A 26,245-nucleotide genomic window follows, 5' to 3' on the forward strand; every position below is an offset into this window, starting at 1 on the left:
CACACTGATGTGGGTTTTTTATGGGTTTTTTACTATAAATGGCTGTTTTAAAACGCATAACTGGCGATGCCATGCGCGATGAGTTTTCCTTCATCATTGACCAACATCATCCGCGTGGTACAGCCTTTGCGTCCCATACGAATCACTTCGGCTGTGACCATAAACTCATGACCGCGACCGGGGGCTAGATAATCGACGCGCAAATCGACGGTTGCCATGCGTTTGATTTTTTTGGTCTGCTCTTCAAACGTGCCTTGGTCACGACGATAGATTTCCAGCATGCCCTCAAGCCCGCCTATGGTATCTAATAGCGTCGCCGTCATACCGCCATGCAAAATCTCAAAATTTGGATTACCGATGAGGGCAGGATTGGACTTGACCTTACCATATACTCTGCCATCTTCATAATGATAGGTAGTAAAGGTATGCGCCACAAATGGGCTTTGGGACATGATGTTGGCGAGCTGCTGCCCTAGCACATCAATACTAGGTTTGCTGATAGCGTGATGCTCACTGTCTTCATTGAGCTGCAGTTGCGACTCGTTTGCCAAATCAGAATGCTCATCATTTTCTTTAGACGTCGTGTCAGTCATGTTAGTGCTATCAGTCGATGACTGAGCGGCTAATTGATTGGCATTTACAGGGTTTAAACTCACGGCGCCCTCCATGCGTAAGTAGATTGTGGTAAGATAGCTTTTTAAAAAATTATCATTCTAGCAAATTTTGCTTATTTATCCTTATACAATTTCTGCGTTACTTGATAACGTTACTTAATAATAAGTATCACTCGATAATAAGAGGTTTTTATGAGTTATATTTTTAATCGTTCATTCCCCAATACTCGCTTGCGTCGCCTACGTTACAACGACAATATCCGTGCCATGGTGCAAGAAACCAGCATTGAACCCAAGCATCTGATTGCACCTGTGTTTATCATTGAGGGTAAACAGCAGCGCCAAGCTGTGGCAAGCATGCCAGGCGTTGAGCGTTTGAGCGTAGACTTGCTAATTGAGTATGCCAAGCAATTACTCAGTCTAGGCGTTACCACCATTGATTTATTCCCTGTCATTAGCCCAAGCCTAAAATCGCTACAGGCTGAACACGCCTATGATGAGAACGGTCTTGCCTGCACTGCTATCAAAGCGATTAAAGACGCCCTACCTGAGATGGTGGTGATGACTGATGTGGCACTCGACCCCTATACCAGTCATGGTCAAGACGGTATTGTCGATGACAATGGCTACGTGCTCAATGACATTACCGTTGAAATCCTCGCCAAACAAACCCTGAGCCACGCCCGTGCAGGGGCGGATATCATCTCGCCAAGCGATATGATGGATGGTCGTATTGCCGCGCTTCGTCAAGCATTGGATGGAGAAAATTTTATTAATACCGCCATTATGGCGTATTCTGCCAAATATGCGTCTGCTTATTATGGACCGTTTCGTGATGCCGTCGGCAGCGCAGACAACCTTAAAGGCGGACACAAAAAACAATACCAAATGGATTTTGGTAATCGCGCTGAAGCCCTGCATGAAGTCGCCCTCGACATCCAAGAAGGCGCTGACATGGTAATGGTAAAACCAGGTCAGCCTTATCTTGATTTGGTACGCGAGGTTAAAGACACGTTTGGCGTGCCGACTTATGCGTATCAAGTATCAGGTGAATATGCCATGCACATGGCAGCGATACAAAACGGCTGGTTAAGCGAGGACGTTATTTTGGAGTCACTGTTAGGGTTTCGCCGTGCAGGTGCCGATGGTATCTTAACTTATTTTGCAATGACAGCGGCCCAAAAGCTCAATCAATAATTTTCTAAAGCTTGATTAAAACTAACGGCGACACTGGTTTATCAATCAGTGTCGCCTTTTTTTGATGTTACATTTATTAACTTAAAAGCATCGAGCGCTATAACGAGGCCTATAAAAAATTACTTAATGTCATAGATAATAACAAATCTGTTAACTTTAATTATTTTTTTACCCATTTATTTACTAAATAGAAACTTAGTTTATCCCTCAATTTCATGCACAATAAGGTAAAGCAACAATATACACTTTTATTTACCCCTATTGGCTAAGCTTACTAAGTTTGGCTTACTAATTTTGGACGAGCCTTTTTTGACATCACTTTTAGCGTTTTGCAATAATTGATTACTTTTTGGCATTATATTTTTGAAAAAAATAAGCAGATAATGGGGTTAATAACAAATAAAAGACGAGAGTGGTATCTGCTAGCTGATTAATCGAGGATAAGATGATGAGTAATGCACCAATTGCTAATAGTTCGATTGCTAATAGCCCAATCAAAAATGCCATGATGGCAGTGGCTATGATGTCATTTTTGGCACTCAGCTTTAAACTGTCAAGCGATTTGACAACGGATACTCAGCCATCGATAAGTCCGACTGATGCGGTTGTTAGTACCTTAAATCAGCCAAGCCAACAGGTGGTATTGTCTACCCATAATTAATATATTGTTATCAATTCAATTAACAGAAAATTAAATTAACAAAAGATGCGATGCCGCATCTTTTTTTTATGGCAGTCATTGATGACCACTGGCTTATAGATTGTTGCACGGATTATTTCTCAAAATTTTACCGCCAACTATGTCCTTATCTTTTGCGCTTTAGACTATAATAGTCGATTTGTCCATTTTTTACTGAGCAACTTTTATTAACGGTGGAAGCGACTATGAGCCAATTAAACCCTCGCCAACAAGAAGCCATGCAATATGTCTCTGGACCCTTGCTGGTACTGGCAGGTGCAGGTTCGGGTAAGACATCCGTGATTACCCGTAAAATTGCTTATCTGATTGAAGAATGTCAAATGCCAGCCGAGCGTATCACTGCGGTCACCTTTACCAACAAGGCGGCTCGCGAGATGAAAGCCCGTGTGCAAAAATTATTACCCAGTGACAAAACCAAAGGCTTAACTGTCTCGACTTTTCACCAGTTTGGCTTGCAGTTTTTACGGTACGAGTTATTGCATACCCCGCTTAAAGGCAATTTTTCCATCATGGATGCCGAAGATAGCAAGCGGCTGTTGATGGATTTGATGGTACGTGACAACATGAGCGGTGCCGAGAGCCGTGAATTGGTCGGTAAAGCTATCAAAATGATTTCGGATTGGAAAAATGACCTAGTCCCGCCTGAAAAAGCAGCAGATACGCTGACCGACCCTGAAGATATGCTATTTGCAACGCTGTATCAACTCTACGAGCGTAACCTACGTGCCTACAATGCGGTGGATTTTGATGACTTAATTGTAATGCCGACACGGCTGTTGCAAGAAAATACCCAAGTACGTGACAAATGGCAAAATCGGATACGCTATCTATTGGTAGATGAATACCAAGACACCAATACCGCGCAATATGAATTGATTAAACTGCTCGTTGGCGTGCAGCCGCGTTTTACGGTGGTGGGTGATGATGACCAATCCATCTATGCGTGGCGTGGGGCAAAACCTGAAAACATGGCACTGCTGCAAGAGGATTTTCCCAAATTAAAAGTGGTTAAGCTTGAGCAAAACTATCGCTCTACGTCGCGTATTTTGCACGCTGCCAACTCAGTGATTACCAATAATGAGCATTTATTTGAAAAAAAATTATGGTCAGATAAAGGGCATGGCGAGCTGATTCGGATCATCAATTGTCGTAACGATGATGATGAAGCAGAGCGCGTTGCCAAAGAAATCATCACTCACAAACTTCGCAATGCCAATGAATGGCAAGATTATGCGGTACTGTATCGTAGTAACTTTCAGGCGCGTATGTTGGAAGCTCAGCTACGTCAGCTGCAAATTCCTTATAAGTTATCAGGCGGCACGTCGTTCTTTGCCCGTAGTGAAATCAAAGACATTATGAGCTATTTGCGCTTGATTCTAAATCCTGAAGACGACAGTGCCTTTTTACGGATTATCAATACCCCAAAACGTGGGCTTGGACCTGCCAGCCTTGAAAAACTCGGACTATTTGCCCAAGAACACCAAGTCTCACTATTGATGGCTAGTGGTCATAGTGGACTGACGCATGTGTTACCCAAAAAAGCCAGTGGCGAGCTTAAAGAATTTGCTGATTTTATTGAGCGTTACACCCAAGAGCTATACCAGCATCCCGACCCTGTGCCGCTGGTCAAGCAAATGATTGATGAAACTGGCTATATCGATTTGGTACGAAGCGAAGCAAAAACCCCGCAGCAAGAAAAAATTCGTATTGATAATATCGAAACCCTATACGCCAGTATCCAAAACCTGATTAACCGCGCGGATGATGACGATGATCGCACCATTGATGCAGTCATTCGTAAGCTTGTGTTACTTGATATGCTTGAGCAGCAGCAGGAAGAGGAAAATACCAATAAAGTCAATCTGATGACACTACACGCCGCTAAAGGGCTTGAGTTTGATTATGTCTATATCATGGGACTTGAAGAAGAACTATTACCGCATAAAAACTCCATTATTGCTGAATCCATCGAAGAAGAACGACGCTTGATGTACGTGGGGATTACCCGTGCCCGTAAAGAGCTGACCATGACAATGGCTGCCCAGCGCCGTGCAGGCGGGCAAATGAAAACCACCACCCCTAGCCGATTTATTGACGAGTTGCCGACAGAACATATCGATGCCCCTGGCATGAAAAAATCAGCGGCAGCGCATCAACCCAAGAAAACCGCAGAGGATTATTTGGCCAATATTCAGGCGTTACTCAAAAGCAAAGCTGCCAAATAATTAATTGATAAAAAAAACGGCATAGCAGAAAAGGCGTAAAAAAAGGGCAAAAAAGGTAACTTTAAGCCCTTTTTTTATTGCAAAACAGCCTGTATGACAAATATTTAATCCAATCACCCAAGTAAATGTAACTAAATATTTCTTAGAAAACAGGTGTTTGATAGGAGATGTAACAAAAAATTTCAAATAGGTAGCTTAGTTACCTTTTTGGCAAATTTCATTTCATAACTTAACGTCCGACCTGTTAAACACAGACAGTAATCTAAATTTATTTTGCTATGATGGCTTTAACAAAACAAGCAGGGCAATATTTGAATTCCAAAGATTCAAATTAACTTAACTAATAATTTTACATGGCTTGTTGTGATACTTTTCAAAAAACTTCTGAAGGAGAAGACGATGAAAACTTTAAATAAAACCCTTTTAGCTTTAATTGCAGGTACAGTTGTGACTGCAGGTGCAAATGCTGCACTTTACCAAACCAATACTGTTGGCTACACCGGTCAACCCTATGTCGGTGTAAAAGCGGGTCAATTTAATACTGATGCTGACCGTTTTGATGCTGACAACCAAACGGCTTATGGTGTGTATGCAGGTTATAATTTTACCCCTAACTTTGGTGCAGAAGTTGAATATGTGGATTCTTCAAAAGAAGATCTAAAATATAGCGGTACGAAAGTAGGTGAAATTAGCACTAACACGGCAGGTTTATATGGTACTTATAAATACCAATTTCCAGCATCGAATGTTTATGCCAAAGGTAAATTAGGTATTGCGCAAACCCAAGTTGATTTTGATGGTGATAAATATGACAAGTCGGGTGTAGCAGGTGGTGTCGGCTTAGGTTATAACCTTTCACCAAATGCATCTGTAGAAGCTGAATATACGCGTCTGCCTTCAGTTGACGTAACAAATAATGTTTCAGTTGATACAGACTTAGTCACTGTCGGTGCTCACTATAAATTCTAATTGAATTGCTAATTGAATTAATAGATGAATACTGGATATCAATACAAAAGAGTAGCTTATGGCTGCTCTTTTTTTGGTATCTTTTTTTCTTCAAAAAACTTACTTTGGTAGTTGCTCAGTATTGTGCCATTTAGGTTTATAATAGAGTGGTTTTTATACATCTTTTTATAAATTTAAGATAAGTTGGTGAGCATGAAGCAAGTACAAGTCAAGATTTTAAACCCCAAAATTGGTAATGATGATAAATTTCCCCTACCTCATCGCGCAACAGACGGCTCGGCGGGCATAGATTTACGTGCTTGTATCGATGAGCCCATCACCATAAAAGCTGGTGAAAGTCAGTTGATTGGTACAGGACTCGCCATCTATATTCAAGACCCTGATTATGTCGGTTTTGTCATGCCGCGCTCAGGACTAGGGCATAAGCATGGTATCGTCCTCGGTAATTTGACGGGTGTGATTGATGCGGATTACCAAGGCGAATTAATGGTCTCTATCTGGAACCGTAGTCAAACCGATTATGTGTTACAACCTAGCGAGAAAATGGCGCAGTACTTGGTCGTGCCGATTGCGCGTCCAACTTTTGAGATTGTAGCAGAGTTTTCTGATATCAGCGTACGCGGTGAAGGCGGTTTTGGCTCAACGGGAACCCATTAATTGTTACCGTTTTCTCATTTTTTTTTAACAATTTATAACAGAGTATTTAATTATTTTGCCAAACTTCAATGCTATGATTTTGGTGGTATAAAATCAGTTAGATGTTTTTTTTATGAATACTCTGTTTATTCATCCTTTTTTTCCGCAAAAATCCCTTTTTAAATCTTACGATATTCGTGGTGATGTCACCTTATTTACTGATGATTTTGTCTGGTCATTGGCAAGGGCGTTTGCCGAGCTTTTTGTCTATGCTCACCAAACCGCGGCAACAACGCCAACGTTAGCGGCGCCCAAACCGACGGTTATCATCGGTTATGATGCTCGCCACCAAAGCCAAGAAATTGCCAAATATATCGCCTATGCTTGCCAGCAAGCAGGTCTAGTAGTGCAGTGGTTGGGATTGACAACCACACCGATGATGGCGTTTATGGCTCAGCAATTTTCGGGTAATGGGCTGATGGTCACCGCCAGTCATTCGCAAAAACATATCAATGGCATTAAATGGCTTATCAATCATGAGTCGCCAAGCGGTGATGATGTGCAGCAGCTTTATGAGGCTTTAATTGGCTACAAAGCCATTGTGCCTGATGACAGGCTTATTGCTGCCATCAGGCAAACTACTTATACAACGCCCAAGGATTTTTTTGCAGCTTATATCCAGGCTATCGAGCAGGCTTTTACTCACATCAATCAAGCCAAACTCACTCAGACCACCTATTTTCATGCCCCACAGCAAATTGTCATCGACTGTATGCATGGTGCGACCAGTGATTTTGCAGAGGCTCTATTTAGCCAGCTTGGCTATTATTGCATCATGCTAAACGCCTCCCCCGATGGCAATTTCCCCCAAGGTAACCCAGACCCAACGCAATCCAATCGCTTGACACAATTAGCTCACACAGTCAAAGCTACAGGCTCAGATATTGGCTTGGCTTTTGATGGCGATGGCGATCGGGTGATGGTAATTGATGCACAGGGTCAGATGATTAGCCCTGACAATTTGCTTTACCTACTCTCTCGCATTGCCATTGAAGAATTGCCCAGTACGTATACATCAACTGATAAAAAAGTCATTTTTGATGTCAAATGCTCGCATCACGTACCCAATCTCATCGCTTCGCATGGCGCCGCCCCGATAATGACCAAAACTGGCAGTAGCTTGATGCGAAAGTCGCTACAAAACAAATCAGACAACGCGATTTTTGCAGGTGAGTTATCAGGGCATTTTATTTTTAACGATGGCTATTTTGTGCTACATGACGACGCCATGTACGCGGCTGCCCGCTTGCTCAATTGGCTAAGCCATCAGCCTATCAGCCTTAACGATATTCTAGCAAGTTTGCCCACTTGCATTAGTACGGCGGATATGTACCTACCTATCGCGGATAACCATTATGGTCAAACCGTGATTGCTCGTATCACGGCACTGGGTAAAAAGCCGTTTAAACGGTTAAAATCTTCATTTGCGGTCAAAAATGTCAATACGATTGATGGGTTACGCTTGGATTTTGCGGAGGGATTTGGTATTTTACGCAAGTCAAATACGGGCAGTTTTTTGACCGTGCGTTTTTCTGCCAATGACGTCGCCGAGCTGCGGCATATTCAATCTATTTTTGTTGACTTATGCCGTACGATTGATGACAACCTTGCCGAACAAGTCGCACAAATTCAGCCTGTATAAACACCGCTTGTAAAATCGCATTTTAAAAAACGTCTCTAGCAAAATTATATAAGGATTTGAAATGGCATTAGATCTTGAGCAAGCCATGCATACCGCTGACGTGTTGACCGAAGCACTACCCTACATCCAGCGTTTTGAAGGTAAAGTGATGGTGGTCAAATACGGCGGCAATGCCATGACTGATCCGATATTAGAGAGTTCTTTTGCCAGAGATATCGTCATGCTAAAAACCGTAGGCATTCATCCTGTGGTTGTCCATGGCGGCGGTCCACAAGTCGATAACTTGCTTAAAGAATTGGGGCGCAGCTCTGACCGTATTGATGGCATGCGAGTGACCGACAAAGCCACCATGGATGTGGTGGAAATGGTACTTGGTGGTAGCGTCAACAAATCTATCGTCAATCTCATCAACAAACACGGTGGTCGTGCTATTGGCTTAACCGGTAAAGATGCCAGTCTCATTCGCGCTAAAAAATTACCCATGAGCAAAACGGATGAACAAGGCAACGAACAACAAATTGATTTGGGATTTGTGGGTGATGTGGTCAGCATCAATCGCGATGTGATTGATTTGATGATTGCCTCTAACTTTATTCCTGTCATCGCACCGCTTGGCGTGGATGATGAAGGCAATACTTACAATATCAATGCCGATGTGGTGGCGGGGAAAGTCGCTGAGTTCATGCTCGCGGAAAAACTGATTTTGCTCACCAACATCAAAGGGGTGCTTGATAAAGAAGGCAATGTTGCCACTGGACTTACCCCTGCCAAAGTTGATGAGATGATTGCCGATGGCACTATCTCTGGCGGTATGATTCCAAAAATCAGCTATGCCCTAGAAGCAGTAAAAAACGGGGTAAAAAGTGCGGTGATTGTCGATGGTCGTGTCCCGCATGCGACATTGCTAGAGGTCTTTACCGATAAAGGCGTTGGCACCCTCATTAGCCGCCATCCTTGAAGTAGCTTTTGCGTCACTTATGTTTTTGGGTTGCTTTTGGTTTAATAAACCGCTGATTCAAGCGGTTTTTTTTCGCTCACGATATTGGTCAAATATTGTGCTTATTAGCAATATTACCTCTCTCAACAATAATCGCCCAGTTGCGCTAATCTTTATACCAACGATAGGATATATTTTAGTATTACAACACAAATGTAGTTGGTATTTTTTCTAATATTGACTATCATGACTATTTTAATTTGCAAATTTATATAATGTTGCAAGCGGCTGTAGTGGATAATAGCAATTATTTGAAGTTGATATTCACGTACCACTTACCAAGGACTATTGGGATGTCGCAAAAATACTTTATGGCTTATTGTAGTGAGATAACGCTAACTGCAGCGTTAAATCAACATACGTTTACCCACATTCTGAACCAGTCGATTAAAAATAATACCCGCTCTGGTATCACTGGTTTTTTGCTGTACGATGCCGGTAAGTTTTTTCAGTATTATGAAGGCGATGAGTTAGCATGTGTAAACTTGCTGCATGCTTTAAAACAAGATAATCGCCACACCCATATCAAAATCATTGGTCAAGGCTATATTTCAAACGCCGTATTTGACAACTGGTTTATGGGTTGTTTTGATTTATCCAAGCATTCCTATCTCTTTAAACACCATGCTTTTATCGAATCATTTGATGTCTATAGTTGGTGTATGCAAGAAGTCGTCAAGCTGATTGATATCATGTCAGAGCAAAGAATCACTTACATCACGCCGCAAAAACCTATCAAATCACTGTTTAGTAAACGCTTTATGCGTATTCGAAATTTCACCCTGCCGTTTCAAGGTTAGTGGCTAATGTCAAATCTACTAAATCGAGAAATTAAGCTAGCTATCAGGGTTTGTAATAATCAGGAAGTTAAAACGATATTATTGCCACCCGTAAAAATAAAAAACCTATTGATAACAATAGGCTGATTAAAATAAGCATGGCAAACCGATAAGCCGGGTTCTGTCTAGGACGAACATTCATCTAGGCGTATCGTTACCAATACGCTCAAGCAACCTACCCGTGTCCAACGCGGGCAACGCCATACGGACACCTATTTGGTCTTGCTACGAGTGGAGTTTACCTTGCCATGAACTGTTACCAGTCATGCGGTGGGCTCTTACCCCACCCTTTCACCCTTACCTTATTGCTAAGGCGGTCTACTCTCTGCTGCACTTGTCGTAGGCTTACGCCCCCCAGCCGTTAGCTGGCACTCTGCCCTGTGTAGCCCGGACTTTCCTCCCCTTACCCACTGTAAACAGGGACAAGCAGCGTTCGTCTGGTCTGCCAAGGCAAGCATTATAGCAGGCTTTATCTATTTAGTCACGGTCAGCAGGCAACGCATACGTACCGACTGCATGCGCCACAGGTCTGTCATCACCTTCTGAATAAATCAATACATCGCCTACCGCAAGCGTGCGCCCGACTTTGATAAGCTGGCATTTGGCGATAAGGTTGGCTTGTGCAGAGGGTTTTCGCAGAAAAGACACGTTAAGATTGGTAGTCACTGCCAATGGCACGATACCGATTTCACCCAAAATAGCCACATATAGCGCCACATCGGCCACTTTCATCATCACAGGCCCTGATACCGTGCCACCCGGTCGTAATTCATCATCACCGATAGGATGGGATACAATGGCTTGACCGTTACCAACCGATTCGATATGGCAGTTGGCTTGGGGGAAAGATTGCTTCAGAAAAGCACTCAGTTCTGCTTTATTGGCGGGCATAGACATTCCTTATCTACAATAGCGTTGTTAAAAATCGACGCTGTGAAAATAGCAGTTGTGAAAATTTATTGACTGGTTTTAGTTTGGGTGATGCGCTCAAATTTGAGCAGCAACTGCGCTGGCGTCTCTAGATAGTTGGGATCTTTTGGGATACAATCAGGTACAGGACAAAACAGCGAACACTGCGGCTCATCAAAATGACCGACACACTCGGTGCACAGCGCAGGGTCAATCTCATAAATCAACTCGCCCACATAAATCGCATCGTTGGGGCAAAGGGGCTCGCAGACATCGCAGTTGATACATTCATCAGTGATTATTAATGCCATAGCTTTTAAAACATTTACCAAGAAACGTTTATTTTACCACGACTTACCAACCCTGTTGTTTTTTTCGTTCAAACGCCTCTTCGACACATGGCGGTACAAATTTACTCACATCACCCTCTAATTTGCCAATTTCGCGCACCAGCGTTGAGGAGATAAAAGAATATTGCTGCGATGGGGTCAAAAACACCGCTTCAAAATTTGGGTCTAGTTCACGATTGAGATTGGCGAGCTGAAATTCATACTCAAAATCTGACATTGCCCGTAGTCCACGCAGTACACCGGTGGCTTGTTGATTTTTTGCCAAATCCACCAACAACCCATCAAAGCCAATCACAGATATATTGCTCAAATCTTTATCATGACAGGCTTTTTCTACCAATCCAATCCGTTCCTCTAAAGTAAATAGCGGTTTTTTATGATGCCCAATCGCCACTGCGACAATCACCTCATCAAACAGGCGGCAAGCGCGTTTAATCAAATCAAGGTGCCCTTTGGTAATCGGGTCAAATGTACCCGGATAGATAATTTTAGTATAAGGGGTGGCAAGTGGCTGGCTGGCTGCTGACATGGCTGTCTCTTTATGATAAATAATGCGCTATTTGGCGCTAACAATACGGCTAAAACAAAGATTGCTAGTTTGTTGCTAATCCTAGCAAAATTTGACCCCAATTAACAATCAAATCTCACTATCAATTTGTGTTTAGCGTGTTATCATGACAGCTTTGCAGCATTTTACCCAAAGCTTAATGAAAAATTAGGGTAACGCCTAGCAATCAAAAACTTAAATTTAATAATCGAAATCTATGAATTGATTTATTGGGATTTATCGCCATATTAAACGGCTTGTCATACTGATTTATGGCAACACGATTGTTGTAATAAGATTATTACAATAAGATGATTAACACACGCTGTGCAGCATTGGGTACGTCCGCGATGTTGCAGCAAGGAAACCTAAATGACTAAAAAACCAAAAATGCCTAGCCTGATTGCTAGCAACAAAAAAGCGCGTCACGAGTATTTTATTGAAGAAAGCTTTGAAGCGGGGCTTGAGCTACTCGGCTGGGAAGTCAAATCCATCCGTGCGGGTAAAATGCGTATCACCGAAAGCTATGTGATTTTTAGAGATGGTGAAGCCTTTTTGTTTGGCGCGCACATTCAGCCGTTGCTATCGGCATCGACTCACATTGTTGCTGACCCCCTTCGCACCCGTAAGCTGCTACTACACCGCCGCGAGATTGATAGGCTCTTTGGCATGGTCAACCAAAAAGGTCATACCTGTGTGGCGCTCAAAGTGTACTGGAGTCATGGACGCGTCAAATGCGAAATTGCCCTTGCTAAGGGTAAAAAACTGCACGATAAACGCGCCACCTTAAAAGAGCGTGATTATCAACGCGAAAAACAACGCGGATTGAAAAATCTTGTATGATGAACCAAGACCGCAATTTTGATGACATCAGCGCGCATTTTGAAAAAAAAATATACGGCGGCTTAAAAGGTGAAATTCGCCTTGCCGTGCTGCGCCATGATATTTTTGGCTGGGTAAAGTCATGGCAACAGACACACACCCGACCCCTTCGCATGTTGGATGTTGGTGCAGGCTTGGCGCAAATCAGTATCGAGCTTGCCAAAGACGGTCATGATGTCACCATCAATGACATCTCTGCCAATATTCTTGAGATTGCCAAACAAAATGCAGGCGAGGCAGCACAAAATATCACTTGGCATACCTGCCCCTATCAGCAATTGGATGATAAATTAACGGGCAAATACGATTTGATTCTGTGCCATGCGGTGCTTGAGTGGTTGGCTGAGCCCAAACTGATTATGGATTTTTTTGATAGGTGGCTTGTCGATGATGGCGCTGAAAAAGGGGTGCTATCGCTGTGTTTTTATAACCCTGCCAGCTTTGTGTATCGTAACTTGGTGATGGGCAATTTTAATCTACTACATAATAAAGATTTTAAAGCCGATAATGGCAGTTTGACCCCCAATCACCCGGTGGCAAAAGATGAGGTGATTGCTTGGATTGGCGACCATCATTACCAAATCTTGCATACCTCAGGGTTACGGGTGTTTCATGATTACTCACCGCTCAAGCGTGGTGGACATACCAATCCACAAGCGGTGATTGATATGGAAGTCGCCTATAGCGGACAAGACCCATATAAATGGCTAGGGCGTTATTTGCATTTTTTGGTGAGCAAAGCTAATTAGTAATAACCCGCTTGCTGCATTGAATCGACTGCCAACGCTTGTCTTTCGCCATACAGTCTGACAGGTATCGGGCTGACTTCGATATCCCCCCAAGACTTGAGTAATACTGAGGCTTCGGCATTGGGGTCAATTGGAAAGGTGTTACTTAAACTGGCATACAGTGATTGCTGATCTTTGGCAGCCAGCCATTCAATCAGCCCCAGCGCCAACTCGGTATGCTTGGCGGCATGGGGAATGGCAACCCCTGTGATGTTGGTACTGACGCCGCCGTAGCCCTTATTGATCCATTTGATTTTAATCGGGGTATCGGGATGCGCTTGTAGATAGCGTCCGTAGTGGTTGCTGTTGACCAGACCGATTTGGCATTTACCGCTTTCTATGGCCTTTAGCACTTCACTGTCATCCAGCAGCACAGGGACACTTAGATTGGCAAGCCAACCTTGCATCACTTCTTGGGTGCGTTTATCGCCTAGATTATTGATGAGATTGACCACCAGTGACTGATTAGGGATATATTTGCCTTGGCTTAGGCACAGTTTTTGTGACCATTTTAGTTTAGACAAATCGGCATAGCTTGAGATGTCATTGGTGTGGAGTACACGACTATCATACACTGCGGTACGCGCGTAGCTCGATAACGCAATCCAATTGCCATCAGGATCGCGGTAACGCTCTGGGACATGTGCCACTGCTTTTTCGGCATTAAAGGGTTGTAACAGCCCCTCTTCGACTGCAGTGCTAAAAATACCTGCATCTTCAGTCAAGATCACATCCGCAGGGCTATTGGCACCTTCTGCTTTTAACCGTGCCAAAATTGACATTGGCTCATCTTGCACGATATGAATCGGCACATTGATTTGCCTAGCATAGCTAGTTAATAACGGCTCAAGGGCCGCTTTGTCAATGGAGGTGTAAATCGTGAGTTGATTGGGCACTGCTGGAGTTGTACTCGCAATACTTGCATTTGGGGTCGCATTGGTATTACTGGCATCATTGCCATTAGCGCTCGAAGCGGTGGTCGAAGCCGATTGTGACGTTTGGGATGGCGGCGTCGATGACGGACTACAGGCAGTTAAGGTCGCACCCGATATACTGACCAAGGCAATTAACAAAGCGCTGATGGCTGATGATTGCGCATTGACATTGGTACGCACCTTATGACCCATCATACAACCCATCCCATCACTTGCTTTCAACACAGCTTAACCTTCTTCAACAGCTTTGCCTGACCATCGCTAAATGGATTATGGCTAAATACATCATCGCTCAATAGCGCGCCTAAAAAACTTTGGATGATTATAGCATTTTGCCCCAACATAATTCTTAAAAAAACTTTGAATGAATAGTTTTTTAACCCTAGTTTGTCTCAACAATTTTTTGTATGCAAAAAATGCCCTTGTTGCAAAAAGTGATGGATTTGCATCGCCACTTCATCATTTATCAGGAGTCCCGTATGGGACGCATTGACGATGATATGGTCTTTGGCAGCGGCAAGCTGGGTTTCATGCACAAACACCGTGCCGTCATTGGGCTGCAGATGCGGCTCAAGCTTGGCAAGCTCACGGTTACGGGGTAATACCACTTTGCCAAGCCCCACCGACCGAACCCCCGCAATACTACCTAGCTGTACTCCATCGTTGAGTGCAGGTGCACTGCCATCTAGCCCCTGTAGATACGAGCGACCGATGAATTTGGGCAGGATTTTGAACATGTTATTGGCACTGATGCTACCATTATGCGGCGTTCCAAGTGTCACACAGCGCGTAATCTGCCACTGTGGATAGCGCTGCAAAAAGTCTCGAATGACCAGCCCACCCAGACTATGACCGACCAAATAAATAGGCGCATTCGGTTTTTCATGTTTGGTCAGCCAGCGGTGCAAACGGCGGCTATGGTTGGCAAGATTATGCGCGACGCTAAAATACCCAAACCTGTGACACTCATAGCCAAGTTTGGTGAGTTTTTTGGCAAGCGGTCGCATCGCCCAGGCATGCATGTGCAAACCATGAATGAGGATGACAAGCGGTTTGGGTTGGCGTTTTATCATAAAGCCTTTTGTATCTATAATTTTTATCTATGATGCTAAAAATTTGGCGAAAATGCCGCCCACTTAGCTTATCATTTTCTAGATTGAGCAGACGGATTTGCAAAACATTGTTACCATTTCATACTATAATTGCGATTTATGAATTGATGATAATGATTTTATACAGGCTTTTTTCTTTTGAAATTTTGGCTTAAATTGGCTTACACTTAAATTGGTTTACACTTAAATTGGTTTATATAAGGCGCGCTATGGCATTTGAATCCCCAATCCAACAAGCTTTACAACACTACCCTATCACGTTGGCGTTGGTGGTAATGTGTGTTGGGGTGTTTGCCTTACAGCTATTTTTTGGCGTCAATCCGACCCATCCCACTAACCAATCGTTAATTGCTTGGGGTGCCAATTTTTTACCCTTTTCACTGGGTGAAGCGCCGTGGCGATTGGTGACCAGCTTGTTTTTGCATATTGGTTTTATGCATTTGCTGTTTAATATGTTTGCTTTGTATTATTTTGGACAAGTTGCTGAGCGGATGTTTGGCGCTGTCAATTTTTTAGGGTTGTTTTTGTTGTCAGGTATTGGCGGCAATTTACTGAATAACTTTTTGGGCTTGCATAGCGTGATGGCAGGTGAGCCGCCAATCATTAGTGCCGGTGCGTCAGGCGGTATCATGGGCATTGGGATGGGGCTATTGGTGGCAGCGCTAACCAAAACATCATTCAATAATTTTGCATTAAATTTTCGCTCGTTATTGATAGTGATGGCGATTAATTTGAGCTATGGTTTTTTGGTGGGCGGTATCGATAATGCCAGTCATGTGGGCGGTGCAATTATAGGTGGCTTGCTGGGTATGGTGTACGTCATGCAGTATCGCGTTATCCGCCAGCAGCAGCTATTCGCCCATAAAGCTAGTAGCACAACACCTTGGCCACCCCATCATCTTGGCGATGCACCAATCTCTGATAGCGCTGCCCCCTTCATCCCGCCTTCTTTAGTTGTATTAAAGGGTAAAATTATCACCGCAAGCTATATAGTGTTGATAGTGGGATTTATGGCGATTTATGGCTGGCTACATATCAGTTTTATGCAATTATTGAATCTTGCATTGCCAAGTATTATCCACTAATTGTTAATAATTTTTTAACGGGATAAAAATTTTAGCGGTTGACCGTTTAAAACGGTTATTGCTGCGCCCTTTTGCCAATCTTGTTTGCCAATCTAGCAAATGACAATGCTATAATAGCGCCACTATTTAGCCAGTGAAAAGGACCAGCCAATGACCGTCATCAAGAAAGACGACTTTATCAATTCTATCGCCAACGCTTTTCAATACATCAGTTATTATCACCCAAAAGACTTCGTTGATGCTGTATATGAAGCATGGCAAAAAGAAACCAACCAATCTGCCAAAAACGCCATGGGGCAAATTCTCACCAATAGCCGTATGTCAGCGATGGGTCATCGTCCGATTTGCCAAGATACGGGTAGTGCGGTGGTATTCCTTGATATCGGTATGAACGTGCAATGGGACTTAGGCGATGACGCGAATATGAGCGTTGAAGACATGGTTAACGAAGGGGTACGCCGTGCTTACAACAATCCCGACAACCCACTACGGGCATCTATCCTAGTAGACCCAATTAGTAAACGTCAAAACACCAAAGACAACACGCCAGCGGTGGTGCATATGAGCGTGGTACCGGGTGACAAAGTTGATGTGATTTGTGCCGCAAAAGGTGGCGGTTCAGAAAACAAAGCAAAATTTGCGATGCTAAACCCCTCAGATTCGATTGAAGAATGGGTGTTAAAAACCGTTCCCCAAATGGGCGCAGGTTGGTGCCCACCCGGTATTTTAGGTATCGGTGTCGGCGGTACACCAGAAAAAGCTATGATGCTTGCCAAACGCTCACTCATGGAACACATCGATATCCATGATTTACAAGCCAAAGCCCAAAGCGGTGCCGAGCTTGATAGCGTTGAGCGCTTACGTCTCAATATGTATGACAAAGTGAACGAGCTTGGCGTTGGCGCTCAAGGCCTTGGCGGCTTGACTACGGTACTCGATGTGAAAGTACTAGACTTTCCTACCCATGCCGCAAGCAAAGCCGTTGCCATGATTCCAAACTGTGCGGCGACTCGTCATATTCACTTTACCCTAGACGGTCAAGGTGAAGCAGCCTTGCCGGTACCTTCACTATCAGATTGGCCAGAAGTGTCCTTTGGCTCCGATGATGTGATTAAAGTCAATGTTAACGACTTAACCAAAGAAACCTTAGGTCAGTTTAACATCGGTGATACCTTACTACTTAGCGGTAAAATCTTAACGGGTCGTGACGCTGCGCATAAACGCATGGTGGATATGCTTGCCAAAGGCGAAGCGCTACCCGTTGATTTACAAAATCGCTTTATTTATTATGTCGGTCCTGTCGATGCAGTGGGCGATGAAGTGGTCGGTCCTGCAGGTCCCACCACCTCAACGCGTATGGATAAATTCACCGACACAATCTTGGATCAAGGCTTGATCGGGATGATCGGTAAATCCGAGCGTAGCCCTGCGACCTGTGAAGTCATTGCCAAACATGGCGCAATTTACCTCATTGCAGTGGGCGGTGCCGCCTATCTGGTCTCAAAAGCTATCAAAGGCGCTAAAGTGCTTGCCTTCCCAGAGCTAGGCATGGAAGCGATTTATGAGTTTGAAGTAGAAGATATGCCGGTGACGGTCGCTGTGGACAACCAAGGCAACAGTATCCACCGTTTCGATAAAGTCGCAGAACGCGCCCAGCAAGTGATTGCCGAGCCTGTACGTTTTGTGCCTTAGTCAATTTCTTCAAGATTTTTAATATAGACAAAAGCCTTAAGCATTCCCTTAAGGCTTTTTTTAGGTTAAAAAAATACCCAGATAATGTATTATCTGGGCAGGAGGAAAAGTGGAGAAGTTTATAGTTATTGTTATAGCTAGTTGTTATTATTCATAATATTTTTAATTTTTTTGGCTATTCTTTTTGCTACCTAACAGTTATACAAAGAAACCTATACACCCATCAAACCGTACGATAGGAATTTTGGGTAGCATTTGGCATGACAATCCATAGCACGATATATATCAAAATACCTGGCACTGCGACACTCGCGGTTGAGATAATGACAAACAACAAACGCACCAATGTTACATTCCAGCCTAAATACTCTGCAATACCCCCCATCACACCTGCAATCATACGATGATTCTGAGAGCGATGAAGTTTTACCAGTTTATTTGCCATTCAATTTTTTACCTGTTAAAAATAGAGAAAACCACTTACGACTTAGTTAAAACCTAACATCTCTAAAATTTAATGCCTTTAAAACTTAATGCCATCAGCTAAAATTATTGATTAAAAATGCTATGTTTTGGTTATGATTTATTATAAGCAAATGCAGGGGGTTGTTGGGTGACAAAACGTAGAATGATGTTTCTTTTAGTAACTTTTTCTACCGCATTATTATCATGAGCGATTATAACAAGCGCAGTTTTGCGGCTATATAGTGTGTTTGGTAGCGTTTGTGCACTGATTCTTACAAATTGTGATACTAGCGTTACAAACGATTGTAACTTCGTAGCGGCTAATCGATTATCATAGCGTTACTTTATATCCTTATTCTTTATATCCTTATTAGGGATATCTATCCAAGTAATCAAAAAATCAAGCCGATAAAGAATAGTTTAAAAAACCATGATAAAGTATTGAGGAAAGCATGATGCAAGATGTGGGTATCATTATTGGACATTTTGAGCCGCTGCATTTGGGGCATGTAAGAACGATTTTGCATGCGTCTGGGCAAGTCAAAGATTTATATATTTTTATTACCGCTCACCCTGCGCCAAATCCAAATTTTTCCATTGATTTGAAAGATAAAGCGCGCTGGATGACCATGGCATTTGCTGATTTGCCATTTGTGCATATAGAGATTTTACCTGATTTGGTAACCCCCTCGTATGAAGACAATTATCAAGATTTGAGCGTTGATCAGGTCAATGCGGTATTAGCGGATTTGCAACAACGTTATCCCAAGTTGAGCGCATCTAGCGATAAGGCAGAGGTAGTAACCCCGGTTGTGTTTATGGATGAAACCCATCCGTTTGTCGATTATGGTTTACATTTACCCGTGGTGACCACGCCACGCCAGCGCGGTTTTGATAGCCGCAAGATTCACAATAACCCCGCGCTGTATTGGTCAGCCATTCACCCGCAAGCGCGAGGTGACTACACCAAAACTGTGGCATTGGTGGGTGGTGAAAGCTCAGGTAAAACCACACTACTGCATAAATTAGCCAACTATTATGGTGCAAGCTATGGCTTAGAAATGGGACGGCTGTTTGTACAAACCGATTTGGGGGGTACTGAGCTTGGTATGCAATACGATGACTATCCGCTCATGGCAACTGACCATGAACAAGCGATACGCGCCGCTAAACGCTTTGCCCCTGCCCCAATCACTTTGGTGGATACGGATTTTGTGACCACGCAAGCATTCTGTGAAGAATATGAAGGGCGTACCCACCCGTTTTTGACCGCCTGTATCGATGAGTTTCGCTTAGATTATACCCTGATGCTTGCCAATAACACCCCTTGGGTCGCAGATGGGATGCGATCCCTAGGCAGCGAGTCCCAGCGTGAGCGTTTTGAAAATCGTTTAAAACAAATCTTTGCCCGTCATCATATTGCGCCGCTGTTTATTGATAGTCCAGACTATCATCAGCGATTCTTGGATGCGATTGCGCTTATTGATGCACACGTTTTTCACCACTATCAAGATATCGAGGCATAAAATAATTTTCTAGACATGCTTAGTAGACACGCTTGGTAAATATGCTGAAAATTTTTGGTTTTATTTTTTAAAGCTTAATTAAAAAAATGTTGTTATGGTTGTAATGACTGTTGGAGGCGAAATGCGAATTGCAATTTTGGATAAAATTACCGGTGAATGGGCACAAGAATGGACGGTGGCATGGTTCTTTTTTGGGATAATTGCACTGGGTACCGGTTTTTGGTTGACCACAGAACATCGAGCGTTAGACTGGTTTTATTTGGGGGTGTCTTTTATCGGGCTATTGTGTGTGGTATCGCTGAGTTTTCGCCGCAATATCGCAGGTAATGGCTTTGGCATGTTGGCAACGGCGGGCGAAACCATTGTACAGGGAACCGCAGGTGCGGTGGGTTTGATGCTCGCACCACTGTTTAACTTTTTTACCCATTTATATGGCATTTTTTATTGGTCAAAAAATACCGACGGCGATGGCAATATGATTCCCAAATCAGCCAATAAAATTGTTTGGTTGGTAACCATTGCCTTTATCGCGATTGGCTTGGCATTATTTCCAACTGTCAATAATTGGCTAGCGTCGATGGGTTATGGCGTGGTCGCCGACGATGGCAGTAAATTTTTGGGCGTGATTGATTTTTTTTGGATTAACGTGTTGGCATTTGTGCTATCTATCACAGCACAAGCCACGATGATTTTACGCTATTCATTCAACTGGTGGTTATGGATTGCGGTGAATTTTGTTTGGCTAATTGTCAACTTGATGTCGCAAAATTATATTTTTGCCATTCAAACCATGGTGTACCAAATTAATGCGTTTGTGGGTCTGTATGAATGGTATCGCAGTGAGCAAAAAGCCAAAGGCTTAGCGTAATAGTCACTGGTATCAAAAGCCATTGATATCAAAAGTCACTGATATCAAAACCTGTCAGGGTAAAGTCGCTGATTTGACAAACGACTAGGGTGTGATACGATTCAGTGGTAACTGATGGGATTCACACCCATTTTTTATCAGCAATTTTTTTCATTGTCTTTATTGTCTTTAAGGAAGAAGATTATGGCAAGCGTGACCCTGCTTCATTCAAAAAAATCCCTACAAAGCTGGCTGGCTGACTACGCGGTGAGCCACCAACATCCTATCAATAAAAAAATTCATTGGCTGTGCGTACCCACGATTTTTGCCAGTATCTTAGGCATGGGAATGTCGTGGCAGGCGGCGTTTACGTTGGTATTGATTGCTTTGGTAATGCTGTTTTATCTACGTCTGTCTACGCAATTATTTATTGCTATGGGCATGTTTGTGCTGTTTTGCTTGGCAGCGATTGCTATCTTGCCATTTGGGTTTAAGTTTTATTTTGGCGTATTTGTGGTAGCGTGGATTGGGCAATTTGTCGGTCACAAAATTGAAGGCAAAAAACCGTCATTTTTTGAAGACTTACAATTTTTGTTGATTGGTCCTGCCTGGGTCGCGAATTCGTTAAGTGAAAAATTGGCAAAACCTAAAACGTCATAAAAAACTTCATATTCACTAAGAAAACCCAACATATTACAGCGGCTATTTCCTAGATAATAATTGCAATGGCTTTGACTATCGCTAGGTTTTTTGGCGATGTATGGTCGACCCACTCATTTTGAGTGCCATATCACTTGTTACCTTGCTGTTATTATGATTAAAAAAGTATCCAACCGTTGGCAAAGTATTGACGTGCCGCAAACATTCCCGACTATTCACGCGGCTTTGGCTTATTGTAAAAGCCAATTAAATAACTTGGGTGATAAAGGCTTTATTCAAATCAAAATTGCCGATGGCGAGTATTATCTAGACCAAGTTGAAATTGATTTTTTTAGTGATCGGATAGAGATTGTTGGCAATTTGGACGATCCTGATAAGGTGCAATTATATTTTGATGATGCCCACAACCGCTGTGGCTTTTTGATGCAGCGGGGCAATGGTATTTTTAAAATCGATGGCATGACTATCAATGGGACTAAGGCGTTTTTGGGCTATGGACAGTGGCAAGATGAAGGCTATGGTGCCGGTATCATGTGCAATTACAATAGCCAAGTGCTCGTGGGGTCAAAGGTCCGTATCAATAAGTTTTATTATGGGGTTGCCGCCCGCTTTGGCTCGAGTATCCGCTGTGAGCCTGGGGTGATTGTACAGTTTGCGGGGGATGTTGGGTTTTTCGCGTATGGGGGCTCGATAGATGCCCAAGAATGCGAGGCGTATCACTGTGCGCATTTGGATGAAGACTTAGGTTTTGGATTTTGCGCGGAATCCAGCGGCTTTATCAATGCCGATAACAGCGTGTCTGCACACAACCATATTGCAGGGTTTTATGCACTCACCAATGGTTCTATGTGGTGCCATGATGCCAGTGCCAGCGAAAATAAGCATGGCTTTTTGGCGCTACACAATGGCATGCTAAGCTGCAATAGCATCAACCGACGTACCAATGCCTATCGCAATTATGGCTATGGTTATTTTGCTGACAATGGCGGACGTATTTTAGCCAATCGCAGTCTTGGCAATGAAAACGTGGTCGGTGGCTATTTTGCGCGTCATCACGCCAGTATCGATATCACCCATGCCAATGCCAACCACAATCAGGGTCACGGCTATACTGCAATCAATGCTACCTTGCTCGGTAACGGTGCTGAAGCGCGATTTAATCAAGGTAATGGCTTTGTCATAGGGCAGTCAGGCTTTTTGGATGGCAGTTTTTTGATGGCGTATGGCAATGCAGGCTATGGCTATCACTTAGATCATTGCCAAGCCTTTATGCCCAATGCGCGTGGCTGGAAAAACGCGCTGGGTCGTATGTACAAAGTCTATAGTTACGTCGCTATCAAATAAATTTTTCGCGCCTTGCTGTGTGTTTTTGCTTACTGTTCTTTTAGCCTTTTAGCCTTTTAGCCTTTTAATCTTTTAGCCTGTTAGCTCATCGTTAATAAAAGCCAATCTTTTATCAAATCACAACCTATTTCATTTAGATTTATCAGGCTCTCACCCACTTTTTACTGCATTTTTGGTGCTATGACTTACTCGCAAAAATTGTCAACATCGATTGATTAATTGGTTAAAAGCGGTCTTGCCAATATTAAGCATTGTGATTAAGCCCTATAATCGATTTTTTCTCGCATTTTTACCTAAAATTACAATAAGTAATGAATAAGTAATATCATTTAGCAGGAATTAGTTTTAAGGTATTGAAGTTAAAATGATAATCAAATACTTGATTTTATTAAAAATACAAAAAATTTTAGTTTAAGTCTATCACTACCCCCTTAGGAAAATAATAACAATGAAGCGGCTAATCTTTGACCTAGATGATACCTTATGCACCACCCAAAATGGCGACTATGCCAATGCCCAACCTATCACCGAAGTTATCGAAAAACTTAAAGAATACCATCGACAAGGGTTTACCATTATCATCAATACCAGTCGCAATATGCGCACCTACCAAGGCAATATTGGCGCTATTAATAAAAACACGTTGCCAATTATCATCGATTGGCTGGCACGACATGATATCCCGTATGATGAATTATATGTGGGTAAACCTTGGTGCGGCTTTGAAGGGTTTTATGTGGATGACAAAGCTATTCGACCCGACGAATTGGTCAAGCTAAGCTATGCAGAGATTTGCCAGTTACTTGATTTAACACCTTAATAAAAAATAAAAACAACAATAACGACAGTTAAGGTAATTTAACGCCATGATACTCATTAACGCCTCTTCCTATGTCAATGCCGAATTTGAAGCAGAAATTGGGCGCATTCCGCCCTGCATGCTGCCCATCGGCAATAAAAAACTATTACAGCTGCAAGTCGATGTGGTACGCCAACATTTTCCCAAGGAAAAGATTCTATTGTCACTACCCGAAGCTTATACCTTGACACTCAATGAAAAAGCAGTGATTGAGTCACTTCCCATTGAAGTGGTAACAATCCCTGAAAATTTGGCATTGGCTGAGACGATTTTATATGTGCTTAATCTAGCCATTGATAAATCATACCAGCATATTCGTATCATCCAAGGGGATGTATTTTTACCACACTTAGTTGATTGCTCAGATTGTATTGGCGTGTCGGATAAAACGCGCCAATACGATTGGCAACAAACCAAAAAAATGAAAGAAAACCCCACCGATTGGATTGGCTATTTTGCCTTTTCCTCACGGCTGGAGTTGATTAAAGCCCTAGCGATTAGTAAGAAAAATTTTGTACGGGCGATTTATTTGTATCAACAAGCTATCGCAATGAAATCGGTAAAAATCGAGCCGTATTATGATTGCAGTAATTTTGTGCATTATATTCATGCCCGCGCCAATATGACCACCGAACGAGCCTTTAATTCACTGCAGATTCGTGAAGGCATTGTCACCAAAAGCAGTGATGACAACAACAAAATTGAAGCGGAAATTTATTGGTACACCCATATTCCTGCGCCACTCAGACGTTTTACCCCGCAGTTGATTGATTATCAGCAAGTGGACGGACAGTTTAGTTATAGCTTAGAGTTCTTGCCATTATTACCGCTCAATGAGTTGTATGTGCATGGGTTAAATAGCACTGAATTTTGGCAACATATTTTTCAGCTATTAAAAGAATTTTTTAGTATGGCCAATCAGTCCGACGTGCATCGCCATATCGAAACTGGGTTTGCCAAATCGTATGCCGAAGATTTGTACCATAAAAAAACCTTAAAGCGGCTGTATGCGTATGCCGACGATGCCGATGTCGATTTGAATAAAGCTGTGATATATGATGAAACGATGCTTGGCAGTACGCTAGAGATTGCGCAGGACTGTATCGACAAAGCCTTGGCACTGCCAAACACCGTGAGTGTCATGCATGGCGATTTATGTTTTAGCAACATCATGTATGACATGCGCGGTCGCCGGGTAAAAGTTTTTGACCCACGTGGTACGGATTCTAACGGCAATTTTAGTATTTTTGGCAACGCAAGCTATGATTTAGCAAAGCTCACCCATTCTGTGATTGGTATGTATGATTTTATCATCGCAGGGCGTTATGAAATTATCGATAGCCCTAGTGGTAGCAATATACGATTTGATATTGATAAGCGTTTGGAGCAAATCCAGCAAGAATTTTTGGCCGGCACCTGGGTCAATGGTATGACCACAGAATCTATCATGCCAGCGGTGGTGTTATTGTTTTTATCCATGCTACCCTTGCACGCAGATAGACCCGATCGCCAGCGCGCCATGCTGCTCAATGCGTATCGTTTATATAAAATGTATGTGATGGAGGCAGTGACATGTTCGTAATTCCGATGGCAGGGCTAAGCAGTCGTTTTTTTAAGGCAGGCTTTGAGGTGCCAAAATACCAATTGTCGATTGCCGATACCATTGTGTTTGATTTGGCAATCAAGTCGTTTGAGCGCTATTTTAGCACCGATTTATTTTTGCTTATCGTGCGCGATGTGTATGATACCCCGCAATTTGTTGCTGAGCGATTAACGCGCTTGGGTGTGCGCAATTTTATGATTCATACCCTTGATGGCGAGACAGCAGGACAAGCTGAAACAGTAGCGCTAGGACTCGGAATGGGACTCGGCAATCCTAGCATTGATGACGATGAGCCGATTTATATTTTTAACATCGATACCTTTCGCTATGGGTTTGAAAAACCTGACTGGGTAGAGTCCGTTGATGGCTATTTAGAAGTATTTGAAGGCGAAGGCGACCATTGGTCATTTATCGCCATCGATGACGATGACGGGGTGATTAAAACCACCGAAAAACAGCGTATCTCCAATCTTTGCAGTGATGGCTTGTATTATTTTAAATCCAAGCAGCAGTATCTATCGTTGTTTCAACAAGCGATTGCCCAACAGTTGACGGTTAACGGCGAATATTATATCGCCCCGATGTATAATTTATTAATCGCGCAAGGCGGCAGGATCGGCTATGTCAAAATCACGGATGACGACATTGATTTTTGTGGTACGCCGGATGAATACCAAGCGCTTAAAGCCCACGGTTTAAAGATTGATGTTTAAAGGCTCATGGTTAAAGGTTGATGTTTAAAAATTGGCGTTTAATTGTTTA

At 42.9% G+C, this 26,245-nt stretch carries 26 protein-coding genes and 1 other RNA gene; 19 read left to right on the plus strand and 8 right to left on the minus strand.

Going from position 1 to position 26,245, the window contains the following annotated elements; genetic code table 11:
- Positions 1–47 precede the first annotated feature (47 nt).
- Positions 48–656, minus strand: coding sequence for a thioesterase family protein (locus RT084_RS01310; protein WP_082168224.1), 609 nt, complete (start codon positions 654–656; stop codon positions 48–50).
- A 150-nt stretch (positions 657–806) separates the two neighbouring features.
- On the opposite strand from RT084_RS01310, the gene hemB reads away from it, so the two are divergent.
- From hemB to RT084_RS01350, 8 genes are all read left to right on the plus strand, one after another.
- A complete protein-coding gene (gene hemB, locus RT084_RS01315; protein ID WP_313097320.1) occupies positions 807–1,811 on the plus strand; it encodes a porphobilinogen synthase in 1,005 nt (334 codons plus the stop codon).
- A 448-nt stretch (positions 1,812–2,259) separates the two neighbouring features.
- On the plus strand, positions 2,260–2,472 hold the full coding sequence (locus RT084_RS01320) for a hypothetical protein (protein ID WP_284034360.1): 213 nt from the start codon (positions 2,260–2,262) through the stop codon (positions 2,470–2,472).
- A gap of 224 nt (positions 2,473–2,696) precedes the next feature.
- Positions 2,697–4,736, plus strand: coding sequence for a UvrD-helicase domain-containing protein (locus RT084_RS01325; RefSeq protein ID WP_096488620.1), 2,040 nt, complete (start codon positions 2,697–2,699; stop codon positions 4,734–4,736).
- A gap of 399 nt (positions 4,737–5,135) precedes the next feature.
- Positions 5,136–5,705: a porin family protein gene (locus RT084_RS01330; protein WP_313097322.1), complete on the plus strand. Its 570-nt coding sequence runs from the start codon at positions 5,136–5,138 to the stop codon at positions 5,703–5,705.
- A 192-nt stretch (positions 5,706–5,897) separates the two neighbouring features.
- Entirely contained in the window at positions 5,898–6,362 is a 465-nt protein-coding gene (gene dut / locus RT084_RS01335; protein ID WP_060996361.1) for a dUTP diphosphatase, read from the plus strand.
- A 112-nt stretch (positions 6,363–6,474) separates the two neighbouring features.
- Positions 6,475–8,043: a phosphomannomutase/phosphoglucomutase gene (locus tag RT084_RS01340; RefSeq protein WP_313097323.1), complete on the plus strand. Its 1,569-nt coding sequence runs from the start codon at positions 6,475–6,477 to the stop codon at positions 8,041–8,043.
- A 61-nt stretch (positions 8,044–8,104) separates the two neighbouring features.
- Positions 8,105–9,001, plus strand: coding sequence for an acetylglutamate kinase (gene argB, locus RT084_RS01345; protein ID WP_076774514.1), 897 nt, complete (start codon positions 8,105–8,107; stop codon positions 8,999–9,001).
- A 332-nt stretch (positions 9,002–9,333) separates the two neighbouring features.
- Complete coding sequence (locus tag RT084_RS01350) at positions 9,334–9,840, plus strand: BLUF domain-containing protein (protein ID WP_050324054.1); 507 nt, start codon at positions 9,334–9,336, stop codon at positions 9,838–9,840.
- Positions 9,841–9,973: 133 nt separating this feature from the next.
- Here RT084_RS01350 and rnpB read toward each other — a convergent pair.
- The 4 genes from rnpB to coaD all read right to left on the minus strand — a co-directional run bounded on the left by rnpB (position 9,974) and on the right by coaD (position 11,667).
- An RNA gene (gene rnpB / locus RT084_RS01355) (RNase P RNA component class A) lies at positions 9,974–10,328 on the minus strand.
- Between the two features lie 28 nt (positions 10,329–10,356).
- Positions 10,357–10,770 carry a PaaI family thioesterase gene (locus RT084_RS01360; protein ID WP_007115445.1) on the minus strand — a complete coding sequence of 138 codons (414 nt, stop codon included), beginning with the start codon at positions 10,768–10,770 and terminating at the stop codon, positions 10,357–10,359.
- A 65-nt stretch (positions 10,771–10,835) separates the two neighbouring features.
- Positions 10,836–11,099: a YfhL family 4Fe-4S dicluster ferredoxin gene (locus tag RT084_RS01365; RefSeq protein WP_007115444.1), complete on the minus strand. Its 264-nt coding sequence runs from the start codon at positions 11,097–11,099 to the stop codon at positions 10,836–10,838.
- A gap of 43 nt (positions 11,100–11,142) precedes the next feature.
- Positions 11,143–11,667 carry a pantetheine-phosphate adenylyltransferase gene (coaD, locus tag RT084_RS01370; protein ID WP_007115443.1) on the minus strand — a complete coding sequence of 175 codons (525 nt, stop codon included), beginning with the start codon at positions 11,665–11,667 and terminating at the stop codon, positions 11,143–11,145.
- Positions 11,668–12,057: 390 nt separating this feature from the next.
- Here coaD and smpB point away from each other — a divergent pair, with 390 nt between their 5' ends.
- Together smpB and RT084_RS01380 are read left to right on the plus strand one after the other, a co-directional pair.
- Positions 12,058–12,528, plus strand: a complete 471-nt coding sequence (gene smpB / locus RT084_RS01375) for an SsrA-binding protein SmpB (protein WP_203171597.1) — start codon at positions 12,058–12,060, stop codon at positions 12,526–12,528.
- Positions 12,525–13,316: a methyltransferase domain-containing protein gene (locus RT084_RS01380; protein ID WP_203171596.1), complete on the plus strand. Its 792-nt coding sequence runs from the start codon at positions 12,525–12,527 to the stop codon at positions 13,314–13,316. Before smpB ends, RT084_RS01380 begins: the two co-directional genes overlap by 4 nt.
- Here RT084_RS01380 and RT084_RS01385 read toward each other — a convergent pair.
- Positions 13,313–14,515, minus strand: a complete 1,203-nt coding sequence (locus RT084_RS01385; protein ID WP_312385624.1) for an extracellular solute-binding protein — start codon at positions 14,513–14,515, stop codon at positions 13,313–13,315. The two genes, RT084_RS01380 and RT084_RS01385, sit on opposite strands and share 4 nt — an antisense overlap.
- A 167-nt stretch (positions 14,516–14,682) precedes the next feature.
- Complete coding sequence (locus RT084_RS01390) at positions 14,683–15,363, minus strand: alpha/beta fold hydrolase (protein WP_313097330.1); 681 nt, start codon at positions 15,361–15,363, stop codon at positions 14,683–14,685.
- A 248-nt stretch (positions 15,364–15,611) separates the two neighbouring features.
- Here RT084_RS01390 and RT084_RS01395 point away from each other — a divergent pair, with 248 nt between their 5' ends.
- Positions 15,612–16,487, plus strand: coding sequence for a rhomboid family intramembrane serine protease (locus RT084_RS01395; protein WP_313097331.1), 876 nt, complete (start codon positions 15,612–15,614; stop codon positions 16,485–16,487).
- A 150-nt stretch (positions 16,488–16,637) separates the two neighbouring features.
- Entirely contained in the window at positions 16,638–18,179 is a 1,542-nt protein-coding gene (locus RT084_RS01400; RefSeq protein WP_312522048.1) for a fumarate hydratase, read from the plus strand.
- A gap of 223 nt (positions 18,180–18,402) precedes the next feature.
- Here RT084_RS01400 and RT084_RS01405 read toward each other — a convergent pair whose 3' ends face one another.
- On the minus strand, positions 18,403–18,624 hold the full coding sequence (locus RT084_RS01405; protein ID WP_096488610.1) for a PspC domain-containing protein: 222 nt from the start codon (positions 18,622–18,624) through the stop codon (positions 18,403–18,405).
- A 472-nt stretch (positions 18,625–19,096) separates the two neighbouring features.
- On the opposite strand from RT084_RS01405, the gene nadR reads away from it, so the two are divergent.
- From nadR to RT084_RS01440, 7 genes are all read left to right on the plus strand, one after another.
- Complete coding sequence (gene nadR / locus RT084_RS01410) at positions 19,097–20,170, plus strand: multifunctional transcriptional regulator/nicotinamide-nucleotide adenylyltransferase/ribosylnicotinamide kinase NadR (RefSeq protein ID WP_313097333.1); 1,074 nt, start codon at positions 19,097–19,099, stop codon at positions 20,168–20,170.
- Between the two features lie 121 nt (positions 20,171–20,291).
- Positions 20,292–21,038 (plus strand): nicotinamide riboside transporter PnuC, encoded by a 747-nt coding sequence (gene pnuC, locus RT084_RS01415; protein WP_313078156.1) that lies wholly within the window; start codon positions 20,292–20,294, stop codon positions 21,036–21,038.
- Between the two features lie 183 nt (positions 21,039–21,221).
- Complete coding sequence (locus RT084_RS01420; protein ID WP_219298927.1) at positions 21,222–21,677, plus strand: Mpo1 family 2-hydroxy fatty acid dioxygenase; 456 nt, start codon at positions 21,222–21,224, stop codon at positions 21,675–21,677.
- A gap of 153 nt (positions 21,678–21,830) precedes the next feature.
- Positions 21,831–23,021, plus strand: coding sequence for a hypothetical protein (locus RT084_RS01425; protein ID WP_313097336.1), 1,191 nt, complete (start codon positions 21,831–21,833; stop codon positions 23,019–23,021).
- 448 nt (positions 23,022–23,469) lie between these two features.
- Complete coding sequence (locus RT084_RS01430; protein WP_313097337.1) at positions 23,470–23,841, plus strand: HAD-IIIC family phosphatase; 372 nt, start codon at positions 23,470–23,472, stop codon at positions 23,839–23,841.
- A 46-nt stretch (positions 23,842–23,887) separates the two neighbouring features.
- Positions 23,888–25,462 carry an aminoglycoside phosphotransferase family protein gene (locus tag RT084_RS01435; protein ID WP_313097339.1) on the plus strand — a complete coding sequence of 525 codons (1,575 nt, stop codon included), beginning with the start codon at positions 23,888–23,890 and terminating at the stop codon, positions 25,460–25,462.
- Entirely contained in the window at positions 25,453–26,196 is a 744-nt protein-coding gene (locus tag RT084_RS01440) for a glycosyltransferase family 2 protein (RefSeq protein ID WP_313097341.1), read from the plus strand. Before RT084_RS01435 ends, RT084_RS01440 begins: the two co-directional genes overlap by 10 nt.
- Positions 26,197–26,245: the final 49 nt, after the last annotated feature.

This window comes from Moraxella sp. CTOTU48717 (genome assembly GCF_032057165.1).
Classification (GTDB): Bacteria; Pseudomonadota; Gammaproteobacteria; order Pseudomonadales; family Moraxellaceae; genus Faucicola; species Faucicola tetraodonis.